The sequence below is a fragment of the Peribacillus deserti genome, from assembly GCF_016909175.1.
GTDB lineage: Bacteria > Bacillota > Bacilli > Bacillales > DSM-1321 > Paraperibacillus > Paraperibacillus deserti.
Genome location: NZ_JAFBFI010000005.1, coordinates 167,677 through 188,612, shown reverse-complemented (window position 1 = coordinate 188,612; position 20,936 = coordinate 167,677). Strand labels below are relative to the sequence as shown.

At 35.5% G+C, this 20,936-nt stretch carries 21 protein-coding genes, 2 riboswitches and 1 other annotated feature; of the genes, 17 read left to right on the top strand and 4 right to left on the bottom strand.

Going from position 1 to position 20,936, the window contains the following annotated elements; all coding sequences use genetic code 11:
- Positions 1–119 precede the first annotated feature (119 nt).
- Positions 120–482: a VOC family protein gene (locus tag JOC77_RS07730; protein ID WP_204541135.1), complete on the bottom strand. Its 363-nt coding sequence runs from the start codon at positions 480–482 to the stop codon at positions 120–122.
- Between the two features lie 535 nt (positions 483–1,017).
- Between JOC77_RS07730 and JOC77_RS07725 the strand changes: the two genes are divergently transcribed.
- The 6 genes from JOC77_RS07725 to lysS all read left to right on the top strand — a co-directional run bounded on the left by JOC77_RS07725 (position 1,018) and on the right by lysS (position 7,825).
- Positions 1,018–1,425: an NUDIX hydrolase gene (locus JOC77_RS07725; RefSeq protein ID WP_204541132.1), complete on the top strand. Its 408-nt coding sequence runs from the start codon at positions 1,018–1,020 to the stop codon at positions 1,423–1,425.
- 909 nt (positions 1,426–2,334) lie between these two features.
- Entirely contained in the window at positions 2,335–3,363 is a 1,029-nt protein-coding gene (locus JOC77_RS07720) for a serine hydrolase (RefSeq protein ID WP_204541129.1), read from the top strand.
- Positions 3,364–3,494: 131 nt separating this feature from the next.
- Positions 3,495–3,587 carry a putative holin-like toxin gene (locus tag JOC77_RS21245; protein ID WP_239558655.1) on the top strand — a complete coding sequence of 31 codons (93 nt, stop codon included), beginning with the start codon at positions 3,495–3,497 and terminating at the stop codon, positions 3,585–3,587.
- A gap of 310 nt (positions 3,588–3,897) precedes the next feature.
- The gene (locus tag JOC77_RS07715; RefSeq protein ID WP_204541126.1) at positions 3,898–4,212 is read left to right on the top strand and encodes a hypothetical protein; all 315 of its coding nucleotides are present in this window, start codon (positions 3,898–3,900) and stop codon (positions 4,210–4,212) included.
- A 473-nt stretch (positions 4,213–4,685) separates the two neighbouring features.
- On the top strand, positions 4,686–5,687 hold the full coding sequence (locus tag JOC77_RS07710; protein ID WP_204541123.1) for an LLM class flavin-dependent oxidoreductase: 1,002 nt from the start codon (positions 4,686–4,688) through the stop codon (positions 5,685–5,687).
- A gap of 319 nt (positions 5,688–6,006) precedes the next feature.
- Positions 6,007–6,273: a binding site (T-box leader), on the top strand.
- A gap of 91 nt (positions 6,274–6,364) precedes the next feature.
- Positions 6,365–7,825: a lysine--tRNA ligase gene (gene lysS, locus JOC77_RS07705; protein ID WP_204541120.1), complete on the top strand. Its 1,461-nt coding sequence runs from the start codon at positions 6,365–6,367 to the stop codon at positions 7,823–7,825.
- 257 nt (positions 7,826–8,082) lie between these two features.
- On the opposite strand, the gene JOC77_RS07700 is transcribed toward lysS, so the two are convergent.
- Positions 8,083–8,280: a hypothetical protein gene (locus tag JOC77_RS07700; protein WP_204541117.1), complete on the bottom strand. Its 198-nt coding sequence runs from the start codon at positions 8,278–8,280 to the stop codon at positions 8,083–8,085.
- A 379-nt stretch (positions 8,281–8,659) separates the two neighbouring features.
- Between JOC77_RS07700 and JOC77_RS07695 the strand changes: the two genes are divergently transcribed.
- Positions 8,660–8,941: a hypothetical protein gene (locus JOC77_RS07695; RefSeq protein ID WP_204541114.1), complete on the top strand. Its 282-nt coding sequence runs from the start codon at positions 8,660–8,662 to the stop codon at positions 8,939–8,941.
- 195 nt (positions 8,942–9,136) lie between these two features.
- On the opposite strand, the gene JOC77_RS07690 is transcribed toward JOC77_RS07695, so the two are convergent.
- Positions 9,137–9,298, bottom strand: a complete 162-nt coding sequence (locus tag JOC77_RS07690) for a hypothetical protein (protein ID WP_204541111.1) — start codon at positions 9,296–9,298, stop codon at positions 9,137–9,139.
- A gap of 257 nt (positions 9,299–9,555) precedes the next feature.
- Between JOC77_RS07690 and JOC77_RS07685 the strand changes: the two genes are divergently transcribed.
- The 5 genes from JOC77_RS07685 to JOC77_RS21235 all read left to right on the top strand — a co-directional run bounded on the left by JOC77_RS07685 (position 9,556) and on the right by JOC77_RS21235 (position 12,239).
- Positions 9,556–10,002 carry a GyrI-like domain-containing protein gene (locus JOC77_RS07685; protein ID WP_204541108.1) on the top strand — a complete coding sequence of 149 codons (447 nt, stop codon included), beginning with the start codon at positions 9,556–9,558 and terminating at the stop codon, positions 10,000–10,002.
- A gap of 432 nt (positions 10,003–10,434) precedes the next feature.
- A complete protein-coding gene (locus JOC77_RS07680) occupies positions 10,435–10,746 on the top strand; it encodes a hypothetical protein (protein ID WP_204541105.1) in 312 nt (103 codons plus the stop codon).
- 44 nt (positions 10,747–10,790) lie between these two features.
- Entirely contained in the window at positions 10,791–10,934 is a 144-nt protein-coding gene (locus JOC77_RS07675; RefSeq protein ID WP_204541102.1) for a hypothetical protein, read from the top strand.
- A 346-nt stretch (positions 10,935–11,280) separates the two neighbouring features.
- The gene (locus tag JOC77_RS21240) at positions 11,281–11,823 is read left to right on the top strand and encodes a bile acid:sodium symporter family protein (protein WP_338047199.1); all 543 of its coding nucleotides are present in this window, start codon (positions 11,281–11,283) and stop codon (positions 11,821–11,823) included.
- 104 nt (positions 11,824–11,927) lie between these two features.
- Positions 11,928–12,239, top strand: coding sequence for a hypothetical protein (locus JOC77_RS21235; protein ID WP_239558654.1), 312 nt, complete (start codon positions 11,928–11,930; stop codon positions 12,237–12,239).
- Positions 12,240–13,052: 813 nt separating this feature from the next.
- Here JOC77_RS21235 and JOC77_RS07665 read toward each other — a convergent pair.
- Entirely contained in the window at positions 13,053–13,481 is a 429-nt protein-coding gene (locus JOC77_RS07665; protein WP_204541099.1) for an NUDIX hydrolase, read from the bottom strand.
- 1,406 nt (positions 13,482–14,887) lie between these two features.
- Here JOC77_RS07665 and JOC77_RS07655 point away from each other — a divergent pair.
- From JOC77_RS07655 to thiW, 5 genes are all read left to right on the top strand, one after another.
- Positions 14,888–16,297, top strand: a complete 1,410-nt coding sequence (locus JOC77_RS07655) for a GH1 family beta-glucosidase (protein ID WP_204541096.1) — start codon at positions 14,888–14,890, stop codon at positions 16,295–16,297.
- A 375-nt stretch (positions 16,298–16,672) separates the two neighbouring features.
- Positions 16,673–17,377: a GntR family transcriptional regulator gene (locus tag JOC77_RS07650; RefSeq protein WP_204541093.1), complete on the top strand. Its 705-nt coding sequence runs from the start codon at positions 16,673–16,675 to the stop codon at positions 17,375–17,377.
- Between the two features lie 328 nt (positions 17,378–17,705).
- The gene (locus JOC77_RS07645) at positions 17,706–18,311 is read left to right on the top strand and encodes a YdcF family protein (RefSeq protein ID WP_204541090.1); all 606 of its coding nucleotides are present in this window, start codon (positions 17,706–17,708) and stop codon (positions 18,309–18,311) included.
- A gap of 137 nt (positions 18,312–18,448) precedes the next feature.
- On the top strand, positions 18,449–19,000 hold the full coding sequence (locus JOC77_RS07640) for a GNAT family N-acetyltransferase (RefSeq protein ID WP_204541087.1): 552 nt from the start codon (positions 18,449–18,451) through the stop codon (positions 18,998–19,000).
- A gap of 84 nt (positions 19,001–19,084) precedes the next feature.
- Positions 19,085–19,193: riboswitch (TPP riboswitch) on the top strand.
- 282 nt (positions 19,194–19,475) lie between these two features.
- A riboswitch (TPP riboswitch) is annotated at positions 19,476–19,587 on the top strand.
- A gap of 72 nt (positions 19,588–19,659) precedes the next feature.
- Positions 19,660–20,178: an energy coupling factor transporter S component ThiW gene (gene thiW / locus JOC77_RS07635; RefSeq protein ID WP_204541084.1), complete on the top strand. Its 519-nt coding sequence runs from the start codon at positions 19,660–19,662 to the stop codon at positions 20,176–20,178.
- Positions 20,179–20,936 lie beyond the last annotated feature (758 nt).

Here is a 20,936-nt window from a genome sequence, read left to right as displayed (position 1 = left end):
CTCCAGCAATGGAGTCAAAATTACATTTACCCCTCTTTTTCTTTTTGAACTAAAGAGGCAGATTAGTAAGTAAAGAATAAAAAAGCAGATTCATTATATGATTGAATCTGCTTAACACTTCATTGTTTTAACAAGAACTGATTACCGTCTTCATCTTTAAATTGAACAAATGTACCCCATTCCATTTCTTGTGGTTCGCCTAAAAATTCAACGCCATTAGCTTTTAATTTTTCATATGTATTTGCAATATCATCACACTCGAAAACGATGGAAGCCTTCATATTTTCAGACCCTTGCATCATAGATTTTGGATAAATAACTAAGCGAGTTTTTACTCCTTTAGGTGCAACTTCAAGCCAATTTGCATTAGGTCCCATAGGATGGTCAGCCATTATTTCAAACCCTACTTTTTCACTCCAAAAAGTCTTTGCTTTTTGTTGATCTTCCACATAAACTGCAACTGTTCCAATTTGCTTAATCATAATAAAACCTCCTAATGTAGTCATTCATCTTTTAATCCTATTTTCATTTTAAACTAATTGGTGCGTTGATCCAAGCAGGATAAAACCTAGTTTGTGAAGAATTGTACTAAAACGAAAAGGTGCGTTATATCAACAAGAACAGACAGTTAAGGCATCTTCCTAAAATCTATTATAAAAAAAGTTATGAATATGCTAACGGTATGGTTGATTAACCAAGACTCAATCACTGAACGAAAAGAAGGGAATGAATATTTAATTTTGGGTAGAGAAACAAACTTAATAAATGGAATTCCTTATTGCGCTCAATGTATGTTTGTATGGAGAAAAGAGGAGAATGAGTGGAAATTATTGAGAGAATATATTGAGTTGGAAAGGTAAGTTAATATTAAGCTAACGAGTGCGTTGGTTGTAGTACATAATGGCTGCTTCGGCAGCCTTTTCTTCTTTTGCTAAATGGAAGTTGCGAGCAAAAGAAGGTGAAAACAATATCATATCGAATGAATTAAGTATCCTATACTAATGTGAGGTCTAAGATATGCGAACACCAAAACATATTGTGTCAGCAGCTACTATCGTAATAAATAAGGAAAAAGAAATTTTGTTAATTAAGGGGCCCCGAAGAGGTTGGGAAATGCCTGGTGGACAGGTTGAAGAAGGAGAATCCTTAAAGAACGCTGCTATCAGGGAAACAAAAGAAGAAAGTGGTATTGACATTGAAATTACAAAATTTTGTGGAATTTATCAAAATGTAAATGAATCTATATGTAACACATTGTTCTTGGGTATACCTGTTGGAGGAGAGCTAACGACCTCGCCTGAAAGTTTGGAGGTAGGTTTTTTTTTAATTGAAATGGCTTTAGAAATGGTAACTTGGAAAAATTTCAGGCAAAGAATTGAATATTGTTTAAATGAAGAACTCCATCCTTTTTATATTGAATTCTAAGATAGAGCTCCTTGAACTATCGGATGCGATGCGTTATTTGATCACGCCATTTGGCGGTTTTTCTCATATTGATCTAACCGGGGCAAACTTATTACTCCAGAGATAGGGAAGAAATTCTTTCTGTAGGCAGTTTGGGAAAGGTACCTTCACAGATAGTGAAAATATAGAGAACGTAAAATTAAAAGACGGAACAACTGCTTACTGGAGGATTAATGAAAACGCTAATGATGGGAAAATTTTATACTGGACTGAGGAAAATGGGACACTCTATTAAATTATGATTATGATGCCATGGGATCGGCAAATACGTACAGTAAAGAAGATTTAATACAAATTGCTAATTCATTAAAATAAGTGGAAGTTAAGTTAAAGTCTCTTCTTCTAATAGATTAAAATAAATGGTGAAATAGAGTGGTATACGGTTCCAAGCGACGTACAGGTGAATTTAGTACGTCGCCTTACTCCCTTAAGGGCATTTCCACAGCCCGATTAGACATTAAATCTTGTGAATACAAAAAAGGGACCGGCCTAGGTTCCTTTTTTCTTTTGGAGTGATCGTTGAACCTGTCATCAAAATAAGAAAAAATAAAGGACTTTCAGCTGCGTTTCCTGAATTTATTAGAAATTGAATACTTTTTTACTTATGTAGGCCACCATTTAAAAAAGCGAGGAATTAATATAGAGTACAACACTTCAAAAATCAGTGGAAGTAATGATTACTTGTCATGACCAAAAGGTAGCAAATAGTATAGCTGAATTCTATGGAGGATGGGATGAAGTTAAGGGGGAAACTAATTCTCAATTGTTTCTAAAACTACTAACGGGTACGTTAATTGAAGAAGTTGGGACAGCCCTTTTTGTTGTTCCACTAACAAATTATTCTAAAGAGGTTAATTGGAGGAATTTTAGGTGAACAGAGACTTGGTAGATCGAATTACAAGAATTCAAGATGAAAATGATTTTTCAGGTTCGGTATATGTAAAGGAAGGAGAAAAAGTTCTTGCTGATATAAGCTTTGGATTTGCTAATCGTTCTGAACAAATAAAAAACCAAAATAATACTCGATATGGTATTGCATCAGGAAGTAAACTTTTTACCGCAATCTCTATTTGCCAACTTGTAGAACAAGGAAAAATTTCTTTTCATTCTCCATTAAAGAATTGTCTTGATATGAATTTTCCCTATTTTGACAATAGCGTAACTATTCATCAATTGCTGACACATACTTCTGGGATACCAGACTATTTTGATGAGGATATTATGGATGATTTTGAGGAACTTTGGATTCAGAATCCAATGTATCATATAAGGCAGTTAAAAGACTTTTTACCATTATTTCAAAATGAATCTATGAAATCTCCAGCCGGCAGAGGATTTCATTACAATAATGCAGGGTATATTTTGCTAGGATTGGTCATAGAACAAGTAAGCGGACTGGCTTTTAGTGAATACGTAAAAAAATATATATTTGAAAAAGTCTCTATGGATTCTGGTTATTTTGAGATGGACTCCCTGCCGGAAAGAACTGCACTAGGATATGTTGATCATGCAGATGGAAAGTGGAAAACAAATGTGTATTCGCTGCCAGCAAAAGGCGGTTCAGATGGTGGAGCATATGTAACAGCGAAAGATATGGTTAGGCTATGGGAAGCTTTAATGAATGATCAATTATTAAATAAAGAGATAACTAATCAGTTACTCACTCCTCACACTAGAGTTGATGATACCACCTCATATGGCTATGGTCTATGGATGAAAACCGAGAAAAACAGTGTATCAAAATATTTATTAATGGGATATGATCCAGGAGTAAATTTTCGTGCTGTATTTTATCCCAATACATCCCTCAAGATTATAGTGTGCTCAAACAATTCTGGAGGAGCGTTTGACATCATTTCTGGGATTGAAGATGAACTAATTAAGGAGAAAACCTTATAAAGAAGAAAGTTAAGAACTATACGAGCCTAACTGATTATTTATGGGTAACGGGTCTGCCCCTTTTTTTATTTTTTGTCTGTATAGGACAAACTTGGATCTGGGAAGGCTTATTGTAAGGAGGCGGTTTATAAATGGTTACTTTTGAAGCATTATCTCTGATGCTGAGCTTTGGGATGTTTGTAATCGCTATTCTGGACTTTAAAAATAATAACAAGAATTCCTGAACACGCTAAAGAGCGTGTTTTTTTATTTGATAAATTCATTTGAATTGCCCCGACCCTTTTTCAGGCGATAAAGCCTCTCCTAGTCCACAGATTTTTTCGGGAGGATTTTTTTTCTAAAAAAGGTTTTGGGAATAATGCTATTAATAAAGAGTGGGAGTCCTCACAAAAAAAGATTGTTGTTCGACTAACAGGGAAGGCTAGTTCAATCACCATAATGTTAAAATATAGAAATAGAAGGAGATGAAATCGGGTGTTTGTATTCCCATAAGAAAACGAATTTCTATCTTTATTTGGTTGTCAACCTGTATTATTGGATAACACTTCAGCTGATTTGCCATTTTATTATAATGAAGCATCATATCAATTTGCTTATGGAGAGGAACACTTTCTTGTTAAAATCTCTCCCTCCTATAGAGAAGTGAAAGTTCAAGTAATCCAACAGCCATCTAATAGATTATTATCACTGCTGGATTTAAAACGAGTTGAAAAGTTTGAAATTATAGCTGATAAAAAAGACCATTCAAGTGTCCTTTTAACGGTTGTTAATGATGACTCCCTACAAACAATTGAGCTGGACTTTAAACCGAGATTTAAACTTATTTTTAAAGAACATTTTACTGGGTAAGGTGGCTTCTTGTTCAAATGATGGTGCGCGATGTTCTTGGCTGAGTATGGAACTAATGTATGAAATCGGAAGATGGGGAGATTTAGTACTGGGCCAATGCTGATTACCAAGAAATTATTGAACCAGAAAAGACGGTTTACATTGGTTCCTTTTTAAATGCATAGGATAATACAAACGATGGAATGCCAGAATAGTGAAGAGGCATTTAGCCGAAATGGGTAGAATGGAAACGGAATGTTACAGAATATCATGAGGGATACAAGACCCGATTATTTAGATTACCAGAGATGTTTTGACTACAGACTATTTTAAACATAAAATTCCACAAAAAAGTGATCGTCATTTAAACCTGTACATTCAAAAAACTACCACCCAAAGATTGAGGTTGATTGACGTTCTGAGCATACCAGTTTGTTTCTAAACCGCTAATTGATACTATAGTGATATATCTTGATTTTAGAAAGGGAATAGAAATGACAAAATTACATATACCCGTTTCTGTCTTAAACCTTGCCCCAATTCGTCAAGGGCAGGAACCTAAAGATGCAATTGATTCGATGGTTGATTTAGCACAATCTGTAGAGGAAATGGGATATAAACGGTATTGGATTGCAGAACATCATAATACCTCTACACTTGTAAGTTCAGCTACCTCTATTTTAATAAAGCATACACTGGAGCATACGAAAACCATCCGTGTTGGTTCTGGCGGGATTATGCTGCCTAATCATTCTCCATTAGTCGTTGCCGAACAATTTGGAACAATGGCTGCCATATATCCAAACCGTTTGGACTTAGGACTTGGAAGGGCACCCGGTACCGACATGAAGACGGCGAGTGCGTTAAGACGTTCACAATATGATTCTGTGTATACATTTCCTGATGACGTCAATTCCTTGCTTACATACTTTGGGCCAGAAGAAAACCAAGGTTTTGTCAAAGCGTACCCAGGCGTTGGCACGAAAATTCCTTTATATATTTTAGGGTCATCGACAGATTCAGCATATTTAGCGGCTGAATTAGGGCTGCCATATGTGTTTGCATCACACTTTGCACCTAGGTACATGGAGGAAGCCATCTCGATTTATCGTAATCGATTCAAGCCATCTGAATACCTTGATTCTCCATATATGATGGTTTGTTTAAATGTAATTGCAGCTGAAACCGATGAAGAAGCGAAAAGGCAATCCACAACGATGCAGCAATTCTTCCTGAATGTTGTCCGGGGTTCACAGAACCCATTGCAGCAGCCAGTTGATAACATCGATAAAATATGGAGTCCACAAGAGAAAGAAATGGCGTCCTCAATGACCAGTGTAACGTTAATGGGAAGTAAAGAGACAGTAAGAGCACAGTTAACAAATTTCCAAGAGAAGTATGCGGTAGATGAAATCATGGCTGTATCCTATATCTTTGATCCCGATATGCAAAAGCGGTCTTATCAAATCTTTAAGGAAATTGTTGATGGAAAATAAATAAGTTGAGAAACAAATCTTGTGACTGGAGACAAGATTTGTTTTTTTTAGCCCTCCTTATCTAAAAATTGCAATGATATTTTCAAATCAAGCCACAAATTCAATTCATCTTTAACTACCAGGTGTTATTATAGAATCAATAAACAATGTAGGACCAGTACGTGCGTTAGATTACTCTCTTGGCTGCTACGGACGAATTTTTGTTTTTAAACTAATGATGCTTGGTTGTAAGCCACATAAGTTGACCAAGAAGAAATAACGTATGTAAAAACAATTGACAAAACCATTTAATTCCATTAAAATTTTTAAAAAAACTGAATACACGGCTATGAAGAGAAGAGTAATTTCGATTTATTATTTCCAGAGAACTCCGGTAGGTGAGAAGGAGCAATAATGATCTTAATGAAAAAAGACTTGGAGCTTCGCAGGGATCTAAGGTAGTTTTCTTAGTGATAATGCGGCGGGTTCTCCCGTTATAGAGGTAGGGTATAATCAATTATTATATTGCCGTACCCGAAGAGATTGATATGGTGACATATCAATAAACTGAGGTGGTACCACGACGATCATAACTCTCGTCCTCAAGATGAATAATCTTGGGGGTGGGAGTTTTTTTGTTGGAATAAAATATAAATTTATTCTTACTAGCGGTCATAAACTAATTGGAGGGGAAAAGAATGAGTAATGAACAAACTACTCGCAGAATAGAGAAATTGGAGACTCTAAGATCCCAGGGAGTTCCAGTATATCCCGAAAGATTTTCTACAAACTATGAACTTTATGAAGCATCACTACTTGAAGATGGTACATCTGCTGTTCGTGTTGCTGGAAGAATAATGGGGATTAGAAATTTCAGTAAACTGAGTTTTATTACTATATCGAACATACAAGGGAGCTTACAGCTTCTTTTGAAAAAAGAAGAAGTTGGAGAAATATCTTTTAGTCAATTTCATAATTTATTGGATATTGGTGATTTTATCGGTGTTGAAGGCAAAATGTACACGACCCAGACAAACGAGAAAACACTGCGTATTGAGAGCTATGTATTTCTCGGGAAAGCATTACGGACTCTTCCAGAGAAATGGCACGGGTTAAGCAATATTGAACTTCGATATAGACAACGCTACTTAGATTTAATGATCACAAAAGACACTCAAAGTCGTTTATTGGCTAGAACGCAAATGGTACGTGCCATTCGGAGGTACTTTGAGGATCATGACTTTTTAGAAGTAGAAACACCTGTCTTACAGCATACCTCATCGGGAGCAATAGCTAAACCTTTCAAAACTTTTCATAACTCTTTAGACATAGAATTAAATTTACGAATTGCCCCGGAAACCTATTTAAAGAGGTTGATTGTAGGTGGTTTTACCAAAGTATTTGAATTTGCAAAGTGTTTTAGGAATGAAGGTATTAGTCCTCAACATCTTCAAGAATTTACAATGGTTGAAGGATATGCTGCATACTGGAACTACGAGGATACAATGAAATTAATGCGTGATATGGTCCTGTTTGTTCTTGATCAAACATTTAATACAACGACCATTACTATACAAGGTCAAACAATTGATTTTTCATTAGAGTGGGACATTGTTTCATTTAGAGATTTAATTTTAAAAGACACAGGGATTGATATAGACCTTTATCCCGATGTTAAGGATTTATATCAAGAAACGATGAAAAAAAATATAGATTTAGAGCATTTAGAGGTTGAATCTTTGGGGAGAGGTAATTTTATTGATCTTCTTTATAAGAAAATGTGCCGGCCTCAAATTGTAAAGCCGACTTTTTTAATCCAGCACCCTATCGATTTATCTCCACTAGCTAGAGCTAATGATCATAACCCTGCGCTCACAGACCGTTTCCAATTAGTGGTGAACGGTGCCGAAGTTATAAATGCCTATTCTGAGTTAGTTGACCCGCTTGAACAGAGAAGAAGGCTTGAGGATCAAGCTCTGCTTAAGAGCAATGGAGACTCAGAAGCTATGGAGATGGATGAAGATTATCTAATAGCTATGGAATATGGGATGCCGCCAATATCAGGCTGGGGGTTTGGTATTGAACGCTTGTTAATGGTTTTAACTGATAGTGATACCATAAAAGATTGTGTTTTATTTCCTTTGACTAAAAAACGATAGAACATAGAAAAATAATGATTTTTTTAGTGATAGAGAATGATTTGCCTATCATTCATCTCCTATACTAGGCAAGTTCCTGATTTAACTAATGGGTGTGTTAGTTAAGAGGTAACAAAAAAACAAGGTGCTATAACCACCTTTTTCAAATTAATAAAATAAGCCCCGTTCCTTTAGGAAGGGGCTTTTTACAAGGAGGAAATAGCTTGCTATTTATTATTTGAAACTGCTATATAATTTATACAACTAATTTTTTGCGTTTAAGTTAATTCGGTTTCTTGGTACGAGATAGTTCCGGTATTCTTTCCCTGTGAGTCTATAAGTATCTGCCCATACAATCGATAAAGTTCTCTATACATACCTTCAATATTATCAGAGACGATTACCACCTGGAGAGCTTCACTATGTCCCAGAATATTTACGATAAATCTTTTTCTTTTCTTAATTACACTTTTCAAAGGAATCCTCTCCATTCTCTGATGGTCCCAAAAGTCTGTTTTCAAATAGTACTAAAGATATACCCGGGGATTTAAACTCCAAACATTAAATTGTAATCTAATTGTAAATATTTTTTTCGTTTACTTCGACAATCATGTCAGTCGATGGACCTTCCAAATATCTCAGTCGGGCAAAAAGTTTTTATAAATAGGAAGTTCATTTGATTTTTGTGCTTCAACGGGTGCGTTAGTTGAATTACGGTATGACTGCTTTCGGCAGAGTCAGAACTTTCTAATCAAAATTAATCATAATTTCGCGACAGGCAGGTTAATTGTAAAGGGTATTCGTTAGAATTGTAGAATACTATCATATTCTTATAAATTAGAAGGTGCGAGTCTAATGATCATTAGATTAAAAAAAGCATCGAATGCTGATGCACAAACGATTATTAAAATTCAAGTTAAGGCTTTCATGCCATTGTTAGAAAAATCTAAGGATTATCATACAAATCCAGCAAACGAACCAATTGAAAGAGTAATTATGAGGATCAATAACCCGGACGGAGGGTTTTATAAAATATTAGCTGCTAACAAATTAGTATGTGCCATCTGTGTTTTTTGCTCTGATTATGTATGTACTAAGCAAGATAACAAGCTTAACCTAAAGTTATCCACGAGATGAAATTTATTAAGCGAACGACAATTTACTCTTAAGACGAAGGGAGATTACAGAGTTGCTGTGTTAGCTTTTTTTGTCTTAAATATCTGGTGGTTTGGAATTGGAGAAATTAATTCACAGAAGAAATGTGTTATTAAAAATTACCTATATTATTTAGCACATTTCCTAAGCGGAAACCCAGGAACAACTAGTAAGATTTTATATCTCCCTGTTCTTCTGCTGTTCCACGTTTCCATCTTGGTGGACTGAGGTTTCATTTGTTCCTGTCTCTGTTTTATGGTTTGGTTGAATGCCATACGGATTTGTACTCCAAATACTATATTTAACTGTATCCGGTAGATATTCATCTTTATTAGACATTTTTTACACTCCTCTTATAATGGATAAAATATACTAATTATTGGTTCAAAACTAATTAATCAAGTTCCAATAGGTCATATTATTTGTTCGCACATTTAATTTATACGGATTGTCTTAATACTTTAGGGTCTTTTTTGCAGATTAGTTTTATTAATATAATTATAAAAAAAAGGATTTCAATGTATTGGAAGAGAATTGGAATATGGTTGGTTATAAAAGCGGGTGAAAATATTTAAGGGGTATATGGAGGGGTAATGATGGAACGCAAAATGGTTAAGAAGCATTTTAAAATAGTTGGCATAAAAGGGAGCGGGGCCTTTGCTGATTTTGGTACTGAAATTCCAAAACTGGCACAGCAAATCTCAATCCGATCAGGCGAAATTAAAAATCGTTCGCAAACTGAAATAGCACTATTTGAACCCAAAAGGGATGACAACCATTTGGAAGGTCAATATTATGTAGGATTAATTGTGAATGATATTGTAAGGGAAGTCCCTTCAGGAATGAATTATATTGAAACGGCTCAAAATTATGTGACAACTAGGGGGAAAATAACTAATATAGGTAACCTACATTCCCAGTTATCAAAGTGGGCAGATGAACAAGGTTATAAAAGAGACCTCGGATCTCATATCGTTGAAACCTATCATCCAATGGAAAATGAAGAGGAAGAGGTAGAGATTTATTTACCAATCCATTCATAAATTTTAGTTGCGGACCATCCTCTCGCTTCAAAGCAAGGTTGCTCCGGTGGCTTTTGTTCTTGAACTCCCATGAAAATCGTTGGTCATGTTCATGAGCCTTACCCGCTTATGGATGACCTGTATTATGAGACAGTAAAAAGGAATCCAAAGGATTATCGAAGGGGGTTCTTTTTTGTTTTTGAATCCTATAAAGACTTCATTCGAACCGCGGGGTTGGCTTAGGCAAAAAGGAAAATACGCTTTATTCTCGAATAAGCTATTCATGTATGAAAAGAACAAATGGGGGCATTAACCATTTATCAAAAAGACGGTCGATTGGCAGAGGTTATTTCTCTCACTGATTACCTATCTATAGGGGAAAGCCAAGAAGTAAAATAGATGATAAGAGTAAGAAGTTATGAGTGATAAGTCTTTTTGCTGAAAGGTGGAAATATGGAGTATCGAGGTTTAATAGGAAGTTCCTTTCTCCATGGAATGTTATGGTTTACTGGATGTGAAAAAACAGAGACCATACAAGATGACCCTGTACCAAAATCAGCACCTGTTATAGAGACAACAGAAACTACGGATGAAGTATCATCTGGACGAATAGATTTACACTTATCAAGGATTGTTCATGATGAGGTTAATCATCAGCATGAATTCACGTTCACGGTTAAAAATGAAACGGGAAAAACACAGAAAATCACTTTTTCCGAAGGCTTGTCCCACGAGATTATATTAAGTAGTGATGGAAAGAAATAGATCAATATTCAGAAGCATTATCAGGTCAAGTCAAAAGGGAGCAAATGTTAAAACCTAATGAACATTACGAGTACAAAGCAGGGTTTTCACAGTTAAAAAAAGGTACATATACCATTGAATTTACGTGGGGAGCAGATCAGAACGTACGTGCTGTCCATCAATTTGGTGTCAATCCGGGTATAGAGTGAGGATGGTTGCTTGGGCAGTTTTTTTCGGAAAAAATAGAATTTTCTATATTCCAGCAATGTACCCTTAATGAAGATAATCTGATTTATGAGCAATCAACCACCATGGCTGAGCTGTATTTTCAAACATTATAGGGATAGGCGAAGAATCGTTAAAAACGATTCTTTTTTGCGTAATTGGCATGGTGAAACTAACCGGAAAAGCATTCATTTAAAGAAAGGGAGGACATAACTGGTATTAGTAGAGTACGTAATTTGAGAGAGGAAAGCAAACCTTTGTAAATAGTTTAAACAGAATGATGGGTGTATACTGTACTCATGGGAATTAATTAAGGGAGAAGGAATCGAAGTGTTATACAGTTTAAATAAGCGGCTTCAATCCTTGATGCCGATTTTGACACCTTTAAGTATAGTAGTAGGTGTAATGTTTCAAGATATTGGCGGGCGTCTTTTATTTCTAGTTCCTTGGCTATTTGCATTTATGACATTCGCCAGCAGCCTGAATATGAACGTTAAAGATGTTAGAAATTTTTCTAAATACCCTGGGAGTATATTGTTTAGTATTGCTTTTTTACATATTATCATGCCAGTCTTGGCTTATTTTATATCAACTGTGATCTTTGACAATCATTTGCTGACAATTGGCTTTGTTATATCCGTAGCTATACCAACAGGAGTTACAAGCGTTATTTGGGTGAGTATGACTCGAGGCAATCTTCCTCTATGCTTATCGATCATTTTGATTGATACACTGCTATCACCACTCATTATGCCAGCTTTACTGCATATTGTTGTAGGAGAAACAGTTAATATTAATACATCCTCACTAATTTTTGATTTGCTATGGATGATTGTATTGCCATCGGCAGCAGGAATTTTGTTAAATGATTAACCAAAGGAAATATACAAAGGACACTTGGTAAAAACCTTGCTCCATTCTCTAAGCTAAGCTTATTTGGCATTATCCTGATTAACAGCAGTGCAATTGCTCCTTATTTGAAAGAAATTACGTGGGAACTCGCTGGTGTTATTCTGCTTGTCTTCTTCCTTGCAGGATCTGGCTATGCACTCGCTTTAATAATTGGCCGTTTACTTTGGAAAGACACTTCTATTGTAACCACCTTTGTTTTTGTCGGCGGCATGCGGAATATTGCTCTTGGCGTCATTGTGGCAACTACCTATTTTCCTGCCAAAGTAGCAATGCCTGTTGTATTCGGTATCTTATTTCAACAAGTATTAGCTTCCTTATTTAGTAAAGTTATAGAAAAACATCAGGTAAACTATATAGCAAAATATGAATCATATTAAAACCGCTGACTGCTTTGGCGGCATATTTTCTTCTATTATATACACTACAAAGAACCCGAAAAACGGCTAAACGTATAAGATCAGGCTAAATTGAGTTTTGTCGCATGAACTAAATCTGTGAAAATAGTGAGTGCTGTGGCAAGCCTTTTTCCTTTAGCATAGATTCAGATTAGTTAAAGAAGGGATAAGTGCTTACATAGGAGAATTAGTTTCTAAAGGGTTTTGAGACTAAAATTTCGGGGGCGATCATATGCGGTTTAGAATTATCTCATTATTACTAATATGTGTCGTTTTTTTAAATGGATGTTTTAACAACAGTGAAAAACCCTTCTCCATAAAAATACCAGATATCCATGAGTATAGTATCTTATATATTCAAGGTGTTGATGAAAATAGTGTCATAGACCGAATTAACCAGCAAGTACATAACGGACCATACAGTAATAAAACAATTTATTAACAAGGTAAATGAAACAGAAGTTATTAAGCCCTCCGGTAAAGTAATCATGCAAAAAGCTAAAGAATTAAATAGCCAAGGGAATTATATATTTGTCCTATCCGATTCAAAAAATATGGATAATAAAACCTATTGTATGAACTTCTTCAAAGATGGGAGTATCCAGTTTCAGCGGCAGGATAAAAAAGAAATAATTTATGTATCTAAGAAAACACATCCAGAACTACTCAAGAGTGTAAAGTCTTCCCTGAATATTAAGTTTTAAGGGGAATTATTAGAGGAGTGTTTAGCAATCAACAAAAACAGCTCCTGAAATGGGGCTATTTAATGAGCCCTCCACGCATCTAAAATGCATCCTAAGATTCTGTGATTTTTTTGATGACTTCTTCTAGAGTCTTATTCATGTTGCTAGTCACATACTTTTCTTTGTCAGAATAGGAAATATACATGTATCCATCCACTTCTGGTACATCCTTTTTTGTATAATAATGAACAAAGGTCGATGTGCATGTAAAACTGGATGTGATAGGGAGAGGTTCTTTAATACACAAAAAAATATGCAGATTCTTTTTGCTGGTATAAGGAAATATGCCGAGATCAACAAGATCGCCTTCTGTTAAGACCAAGCCTGTTTCTTCTTTCGTTTCCCGAATGCAGGCAATAATCGCTTCTTCTCCTTCATCGATAAGACCTTTTGGCAGGTCATAGTGTTTTCCTCCAGTTGCGTGGCACACCAAAAATTTTTCGCCATCTGTTAAAAACAATGCTGCTGAAACTTGTTTCATTCTATCACCTCTCTTTTAGTATACCCATGGAAAAATGATTTCTTCTGCAATTACACATTTCTTCACTATGACTTCGACAAGGAAATGGCGCCTTTCTAAGAATAATCAGTGTGGTTAAATATTTACTCACTCTGCTCGAATCTGAATGTAGTCCGTACAAAATAAAATTTTAGAATACCTGAAATGTAAACCGCAGATGTATTAAATAAAAGATTTGAATGATAACCAGACACTGGTTTTATTGAACTCATGTTAACCGTCTAAAAGACCATCTTGATTAGGTGGCGTTAGTTGAAGAATATGGGCTGTTAATGCAGGTTTTTTTGCATTAGTCACCGTGAAAATGAATTTAGTTAATCCTAATGCGTCAGTATCTATTTAACCAAGGTACATGAGCCGGGTAACGAGGAAATTACCTTTTATCGTTCATTTAGCATCGACCGTAAATGAAAAAATTAACCGGGGTCCCTTAGTTGGAAAAGTCGTTCCACTGGTTACTACATATTGGGCGAAAAAGGCACAGAAAAAAAGTGTGGAAGCTTCTTAGAGTTCCAAGTCTATTTAACAATAAAAAAAGCAAACTGAAATTTCCAGTTTGCTTTTTTTATTAGATATTTTTAAGTAATGGAGAGGTTTTTTTAAAAAATTATGGGATGGTGAAAAAACAGCAGATTCTACCTATAGGAAGCCAAAGGTCCTTCAAAATATACGATTTGAGAAAATCGAATATGCAAAGAACGATCTTCTACATTTATTTGAATATGGCCACCGCAACACCAGCATTTATACCTTCAATTCTCCCTGCAGTCGTCATTACAGCTATTCTTTGACCCTGATGCCTGCTTAAATGTTGAACAAACACAGGTTCTAGATGCGTTATATATTCTTTCGGCTGGGGAACTCCTGCAATAGGATATATTGGAGAATGAACTGTCGGTAATTGATTAATATAACCTGGCTGGTCAATAGGATACTAAACCGCGTGTGGCTGGTTCGAATACATTATACATCACCCCTATAAGAGCGTTTATATTCATAAAGCTATTCCGGAAATCAAGATCCACACATGCAATGAAACGTCAATTAGAGGGGGTAAGATAAGCTTTTGGAAACTACCGGTTGCGTCAATATAAGAACTAGAATAACCTTGATAGATTTTGTTTCTGACTTTGGTCTACAAATGACAAAGCTTCATTACGTACCATTAATTTTTGGTCAGTATGGCAAGTATTAAAGGTATTTATTTTTGGTTATTCAACATCACAGCCGATACTATCTTTACGATGGTACGAAGTTTAATTAGGCACATATTGAAAAAAGGTTTATAATAACAGTAATAATTTGTACCAATAAATTTAATACATAACCATGAATATAATAAATAGGCACATACTGGAGGGTTTATTATGAAGTTCCCTTATGATTTTTTATTCGGAGCAGCTTCTGCTTCTTATCAAATTGAAGGAGCATGGAATGAAGACGGTAAAGGAATAACGAATTGGGATGTTTTCTCAAAGATTCCGGGGAAAACGTATAAGGCTACAAACGGTGATGTTGCCATAGATCATTATCATAGATACAAAGAAGATATAAAGTTAATGGCAGAGATGGGACTTGAATCATATAGATTTTCCGTTTCTTGGGCACGTATATTGCCGACAGGTGATGGCGAAGTCAATGAAAAAGGATTGGAGTTTTATAACAATATCATTAATGAATGTTTGAAGTATGGTATTGTTCCATTTGTTACTTTATATCATTGGGATCTGCCACTGACGCTTGAAGATGACGGAGGGTGGACGAATAAGCGGACAGCTGAAGCTTTCGTTAAGTATGCAGAAATCTGTTTCCGGGCATTCGGAGACCGCGTTAAGCATTGGATAACCTTCAATGAAACCGTTATGTTCTGCGGATTAGGTTATTTAAAAGGTGCACACCCGCCTGGTATTCAAAATGATGAGAAGAAATACTTTCAAGCCACACATAACGTGTTTTATGCACATGCCAAAGCAGTCGAAGTCTATAAAAAACTCAATCATTACGGAGAAATTGGTATTACCCATGTGTTCCTACCAGCTTACAGCGTAGATGAACAGCAAGAGAATGAATTAGCTGCCAGACATGCTAATGAATATGAAACTTTTTGGTACTATGACCCCATTCTAAAAGGGGAATATCCGTCATATGTGGTTAAGCAGCTAGAGGAGAAAGGCTGGACGCCAGACTGGACAGAAGATGAACTGAATACGTTAAAGAGAAATGCGGGCAAAAATGATTTTATTGGTATTAATTATTACCAGCCCATTCGAGTAGAAAAAAATTTAGAAGCTGTTTCATCCATGGAACATTCTAGAGAAACATCTACACTAGCTCCAGGCAACCCCTCTTTTGATGGCTTTTATCGGACTGTTAAAATGGAAGATAAAACATATACCAAATGGGGATGGGAGATCTCACCGCAGGGATTTTTAGACGGGCTGCATATGTTAAAAGGCCGTTACGGTGATATCAAAATGTATGTAACAGAAAACGGACTTGGCGATGAGGATCCGATTATAGATGGTGAAATAGTCGATGTTCCTCGGATTAAATATATTGAGGAACATTTAAAAGTGATTAAACGTGCGATCAATGAAGGTATTCATTTAAAAGGGTATTACGCATGGTCTGTCATTGATTTATTAAGCTGGTTAAATGGGTATAAAAAGCAATACGGATTTATTTACGTGGATCATAACGATCATTTAAACAGAAAGAAAAAGCTTTCGTTCCATTGGTATAAGCATATTATCGAAACCAGAGGGGAAGAGCTGTAAATAAGAAAAGCGGAGAACGGTGCCTTTTCAAATAAACACTAATGCATAGAATCAATGAAATGCAAAATATTTATTAAAATCTATATAACTCGAAAGGCAGACACCTGATAGGCATAAGAAAAGCGGCATCGAAAGGCCGGTTTTGCCTTTTGATGGTGATTGGCTTATGACCAAAGGTGTCAGTTCGGAGCTGGACAACACGAAGAGCGGAGAACAATGTACCTGCCACATCGGATGTCAGTTGCAGCTAGACAATGGACAGTTATCCACGTTCAGAAAGTGTTTATCCCTTAAAACAAAACCTCTTGATTCTATTCAAGGGGTTTTGTGTATAATAGAGGCATTACATGATTGAACGAATAACAGGGAGATTATATGGCTAAATATAAAGAAATAGCTGATTATTTAGAACGTGAAATTCTGGATGGGAAATTTGATAAAACAAAAAAGCTGCCTACAGAAGACGAACTGATAAAGCATTTTGAAGTGAGCCGAAATACGATTCGAAAAGCAATTAATCAGCTGGTCAATCGAGGCTATATCTATCAAGTGCAAGGCAGCGGAATGTTTTTAAGAGAAAGATCTGTAACAGATTATATTAATTTAGGCAGTCTTAGAGGGTTAACAAAGGATCTGCCTTCTAAAATAATTGAAACGAAAATTCTAGCTTTGCATGTACTGAAAGCTGATGAAGTAAAGGCAAAACAATTGCGATGTGAAGTGGGAACAGACCTTTATTATATTAAGCGGCTCCGAATTGTAGATAAAGAACCCTTTTCGATTGAAGTAAGTTACTTTAGAAAGGATATTGTACCTTATTTAAATGAAGATATTGCAACAAGTTCTATTTACACATATATAATAGAAGACTTAAAATTAAGCATTGGTTTTGCTGACAAAGTTATTAACTGCGATAAAATAGATGAAGAAAGTGCGGGAGTACTGCATGTGAATCCTCTAGACCCTGCCTTAATTATTGAAAATACAGTAAGCCTAACAAACGGAACGATCTTCGAAGTATCTAAATCCATATTTCATTACCAAAAAGCAAAAATCTTAAATCGAATCAATTTTAAATAATATAGCTGGGCGATACTTTTACAAAGTATCGCCTTCTTTATATTTGATAACAAGAAAGAGTGAAGATTCGTATTTTTCATAAGGGTGAGTTAGGTGAAAAATATGTGGTGCATGGAAGTCTTATTTTTATACCGCTAAAAAACGGCTAGTTAATGAGGGAGTTAGTGTTTACCTGAGCGAATTCTAATTAAGATGACCGAGCAGTCTTAGTTGACTAAAACGGTACTGCTAAAAAAACTAGTGCGTTGATCAAGAAGGATTAGAGCTTAGCTTGTTGAATTAATTTTATTAAAGCCCGTGAAGTGAAATATAAAAATAGAGGTGACAAATGTATATATCTAAATTAGAAGGTGAAAAACTTTCAGATAAACAGATGACCAACCTGTTATTTAGAGGGATTGAGGATAACAACAAAAATGGGGACTGTATCTTTGTAGCTGGCAGTAGTAAGGCTGTTCAGTACCGTTTACCTAAAGCGGTGCAGCTTTATAAAGAAGGAAGGGCTGGGAAAATCTTATTTTCTGGCGGTGTTACTTGGATGGGAAGTGATTACCCAGAAGCTATCATGTTAAAGAACGAGGCAATTGCATTAGGTGTATCTGAGAAAGATATATTGATTGAAGACATATCTTTACATACAAAAGAAAACGTACTTGCCTCACTTTTAGTATTGGATAGGGCATTCTACTTACATAATATTAAAAGGGTGTTAGTTGTAACTGCTTTTTATCATATGAGAAGGCTGCATTTGACATTAAAAACATATATGCCTCCTTGGATTAAATATACTTTGTGTCCTGTTATTGACAAAACGATAAGAGAGGATAACTGGTTTCTTAGCGAAATAGGCAGGAAGCGAATTGAAACAGAGTCTATAAAACTTATTAACTACGTTAAATTGGGAGCTTTGGTTGATGAGAATATCGATATTTGACCAAAATTATTAAAACGTTAGCTAAAGAGATATATCGACGATCGAATAAAAAATAAACAAAGTTTGACGAGAAGCATACAGATCAAATTCATTCCTAAAAGAACTCGAGTGCTTATATAAAGGAGGAAAGAAATTTAATGGCAAAAGAATATCCTATTATTGAAACAAGAAGATTACTCTTAAGGGAAGTAACAATAGCGGATGCGAATGATATGCTAACGTATTTATCTGATAAAGATGTGGTGTCACCTATGGGATTAGCACCTTTCCAAACAGAAAAAGATGTAGGGGATGAAATTAGGTGGTATAACTCTATTTATGAGGAGGGTACTGGAATTAGATGGGGAATTACGCTAAAAGATTCTGGCAGAGTTATAGGAAGTTGTGGTTTTCTTAATAGGCTTACCAAACATTATCGAGCTGAAATTGGATATGAATTAAGCAAAGATTACTGGGGAAAAGGAATAGCTAGTGAAGCATTGGAAGCAGTTGTTATGTACGGTTATCAACACTTTCAGCTAGAAAGAATTGAGGCTTTAATTGAGCCAGCGAATCTCTCATCACAAAAACTAGTAGAAAAGCTAGGCTTTAAAAGAGAGGGCTGCCTGAGGCATTATGAATTTACGTGTGGTAAATTCGATGATTTATATATGTACTCAATCATAAAAAAAGATTTTACTCTTATTTAATTAGAGCAAGCTTTCAATGTCGGATATTTAAAATCTTTACTAAATAAATTCTAAAGACTACTATAAAAATAATCAAATAAGATTTTAAACTACTAGGGGTGCCTTATTCGGGCTGAGAGAAAAACGATAAGTTTTTTAACCCTTTGGACCTGATCTGGTTAATACCAGCGTAGGGAAGTAGCAAAGTGGAAATTTCCCTTTTCTGACTACTTACGCTGGATCCCTTATCATGGATCTGGCTTTTTTATGTTTTAACTGGATGATTTGACGATAAAAGCTGGGAGGTTTTAGGAGGGAATAACAAAAATAGAGTTCTAATGTAGAAGAGTTAGTGGTTAAATGCGTTTATGCATAATTAAGGTTATAGCGATAGACTTCTTTCCTAGAAGTCTATTCAGTAAAAAGGCAGAAGAAACCTGAAACATAAAGAAAGAGGTCATAAAAGCTTATTGTTCATTATTATTCAAAAATTTAAAATTAGCACTGGGGGAGCCAGAAGAGAGTGGCTGAGATTAGATCCAAAAGGGTCTTAACCCTTACTACCTGATCTGGCTTGTACCAGCGTAGGGAAGTGTTTCTTTATAAACTTGCGTTATATTTGCTGGCCAGGTTTAGACACGTATCCCTCAGTGCTCAATAAAACTTGGAGGGATTTTTTTATGGGTAAAACACAGAATCTTACAGTTACGGCAATGATGATTGCAGTTGGTACGTTTTCAAGCCAGTTATTTTATATACCGCTCGGGTTTACAAAGGCGTTTCCGGTTCAGCATCTTATAAACGTCCTGTCAGCTGTTCTGCTCGGACCTTATTATGCAGTGGCACAAGCATTTTGCGTCTCACTTTTAAGAAATATTATGGGGACGGGTTCTGTTTTTGCTTTTCCTGGCAGTATGGTTGGGGCCTTGCTCGCTTCGGTTTTGTTTGCAAAAACTAGGAAATTATATTTGGCCTTTCTAGGAGAAGTAATCGGTACGGGATTCTTTGGAGCGATTCTTTCATATCCGATTGCAGCATTTATTCTAGGGCAAAAAGCGACACTGTTAGGATTTATTCCCTTATTTATTTTCAGCTCCTTTGCTGGAGCATTGCTAGGATTCATAATAGCTATCTTGATAAAGAAGAAGGCTATTGTCTTTCTAAATAAGAATTATAGGAATAGTAACAGAGAAAGGTAATATGTTAAAATATGGGTAATAAAGGGGGGAGAGGATAATTAGGGATACCTTTAATATTAAACTAAATGCTTATTTATTGCTGGCAATCATACTGCTTTCTGCTCTTGGATATTATTTTGCAGTACACAATGAATCTTTATTTTTCTTGTATGAATGGCTTCTTGTGGCAATCATAATCCTTTCAATGCTTTTCTCAATAAAAAATATTTTATCGATCAAAAGTGCACTAAAATGGGTTGCTGTGTCGATTTTGGCTTTTTTAATTCAATTTTCAGTTCTTGGTTTATTTTTAGGGCCACTCACACACTTTCTCATGTTTTATCTATATTATGTGATTACTTTCCTTACTTTGGTTGTTTTTATAATAACCCTAAGGAAAAATAATACCTTGCGAATTATCCCAATAATTTTCACTATTTTAACGGGTTTATTCACGCTTTATATGGTATTTTTAAACGCCTTGTGGGGTAATAATCTGAGTTAAAATGTCCCTGCCCGGAACTTTTAGCTTTGTGACACAATGGTTTTTCAACTAAAAATAAAGGTGCGTTATTACAATTATCAGGGTTGCTTATGCAGCCTTTTTTCTTGTCTTATGACGTGCAAGTTATGGAATAAACTAATGTTATAAATCAAACCGAATGGATAATGGGGCTGTATCCCTATAATTATTACCGGTTGTCAACTTATAGGGAACTAATATCTCTGCGCGGAAGATTCTTTCCTTTGTAATATATATGTAGAATGTTATCTTGAAC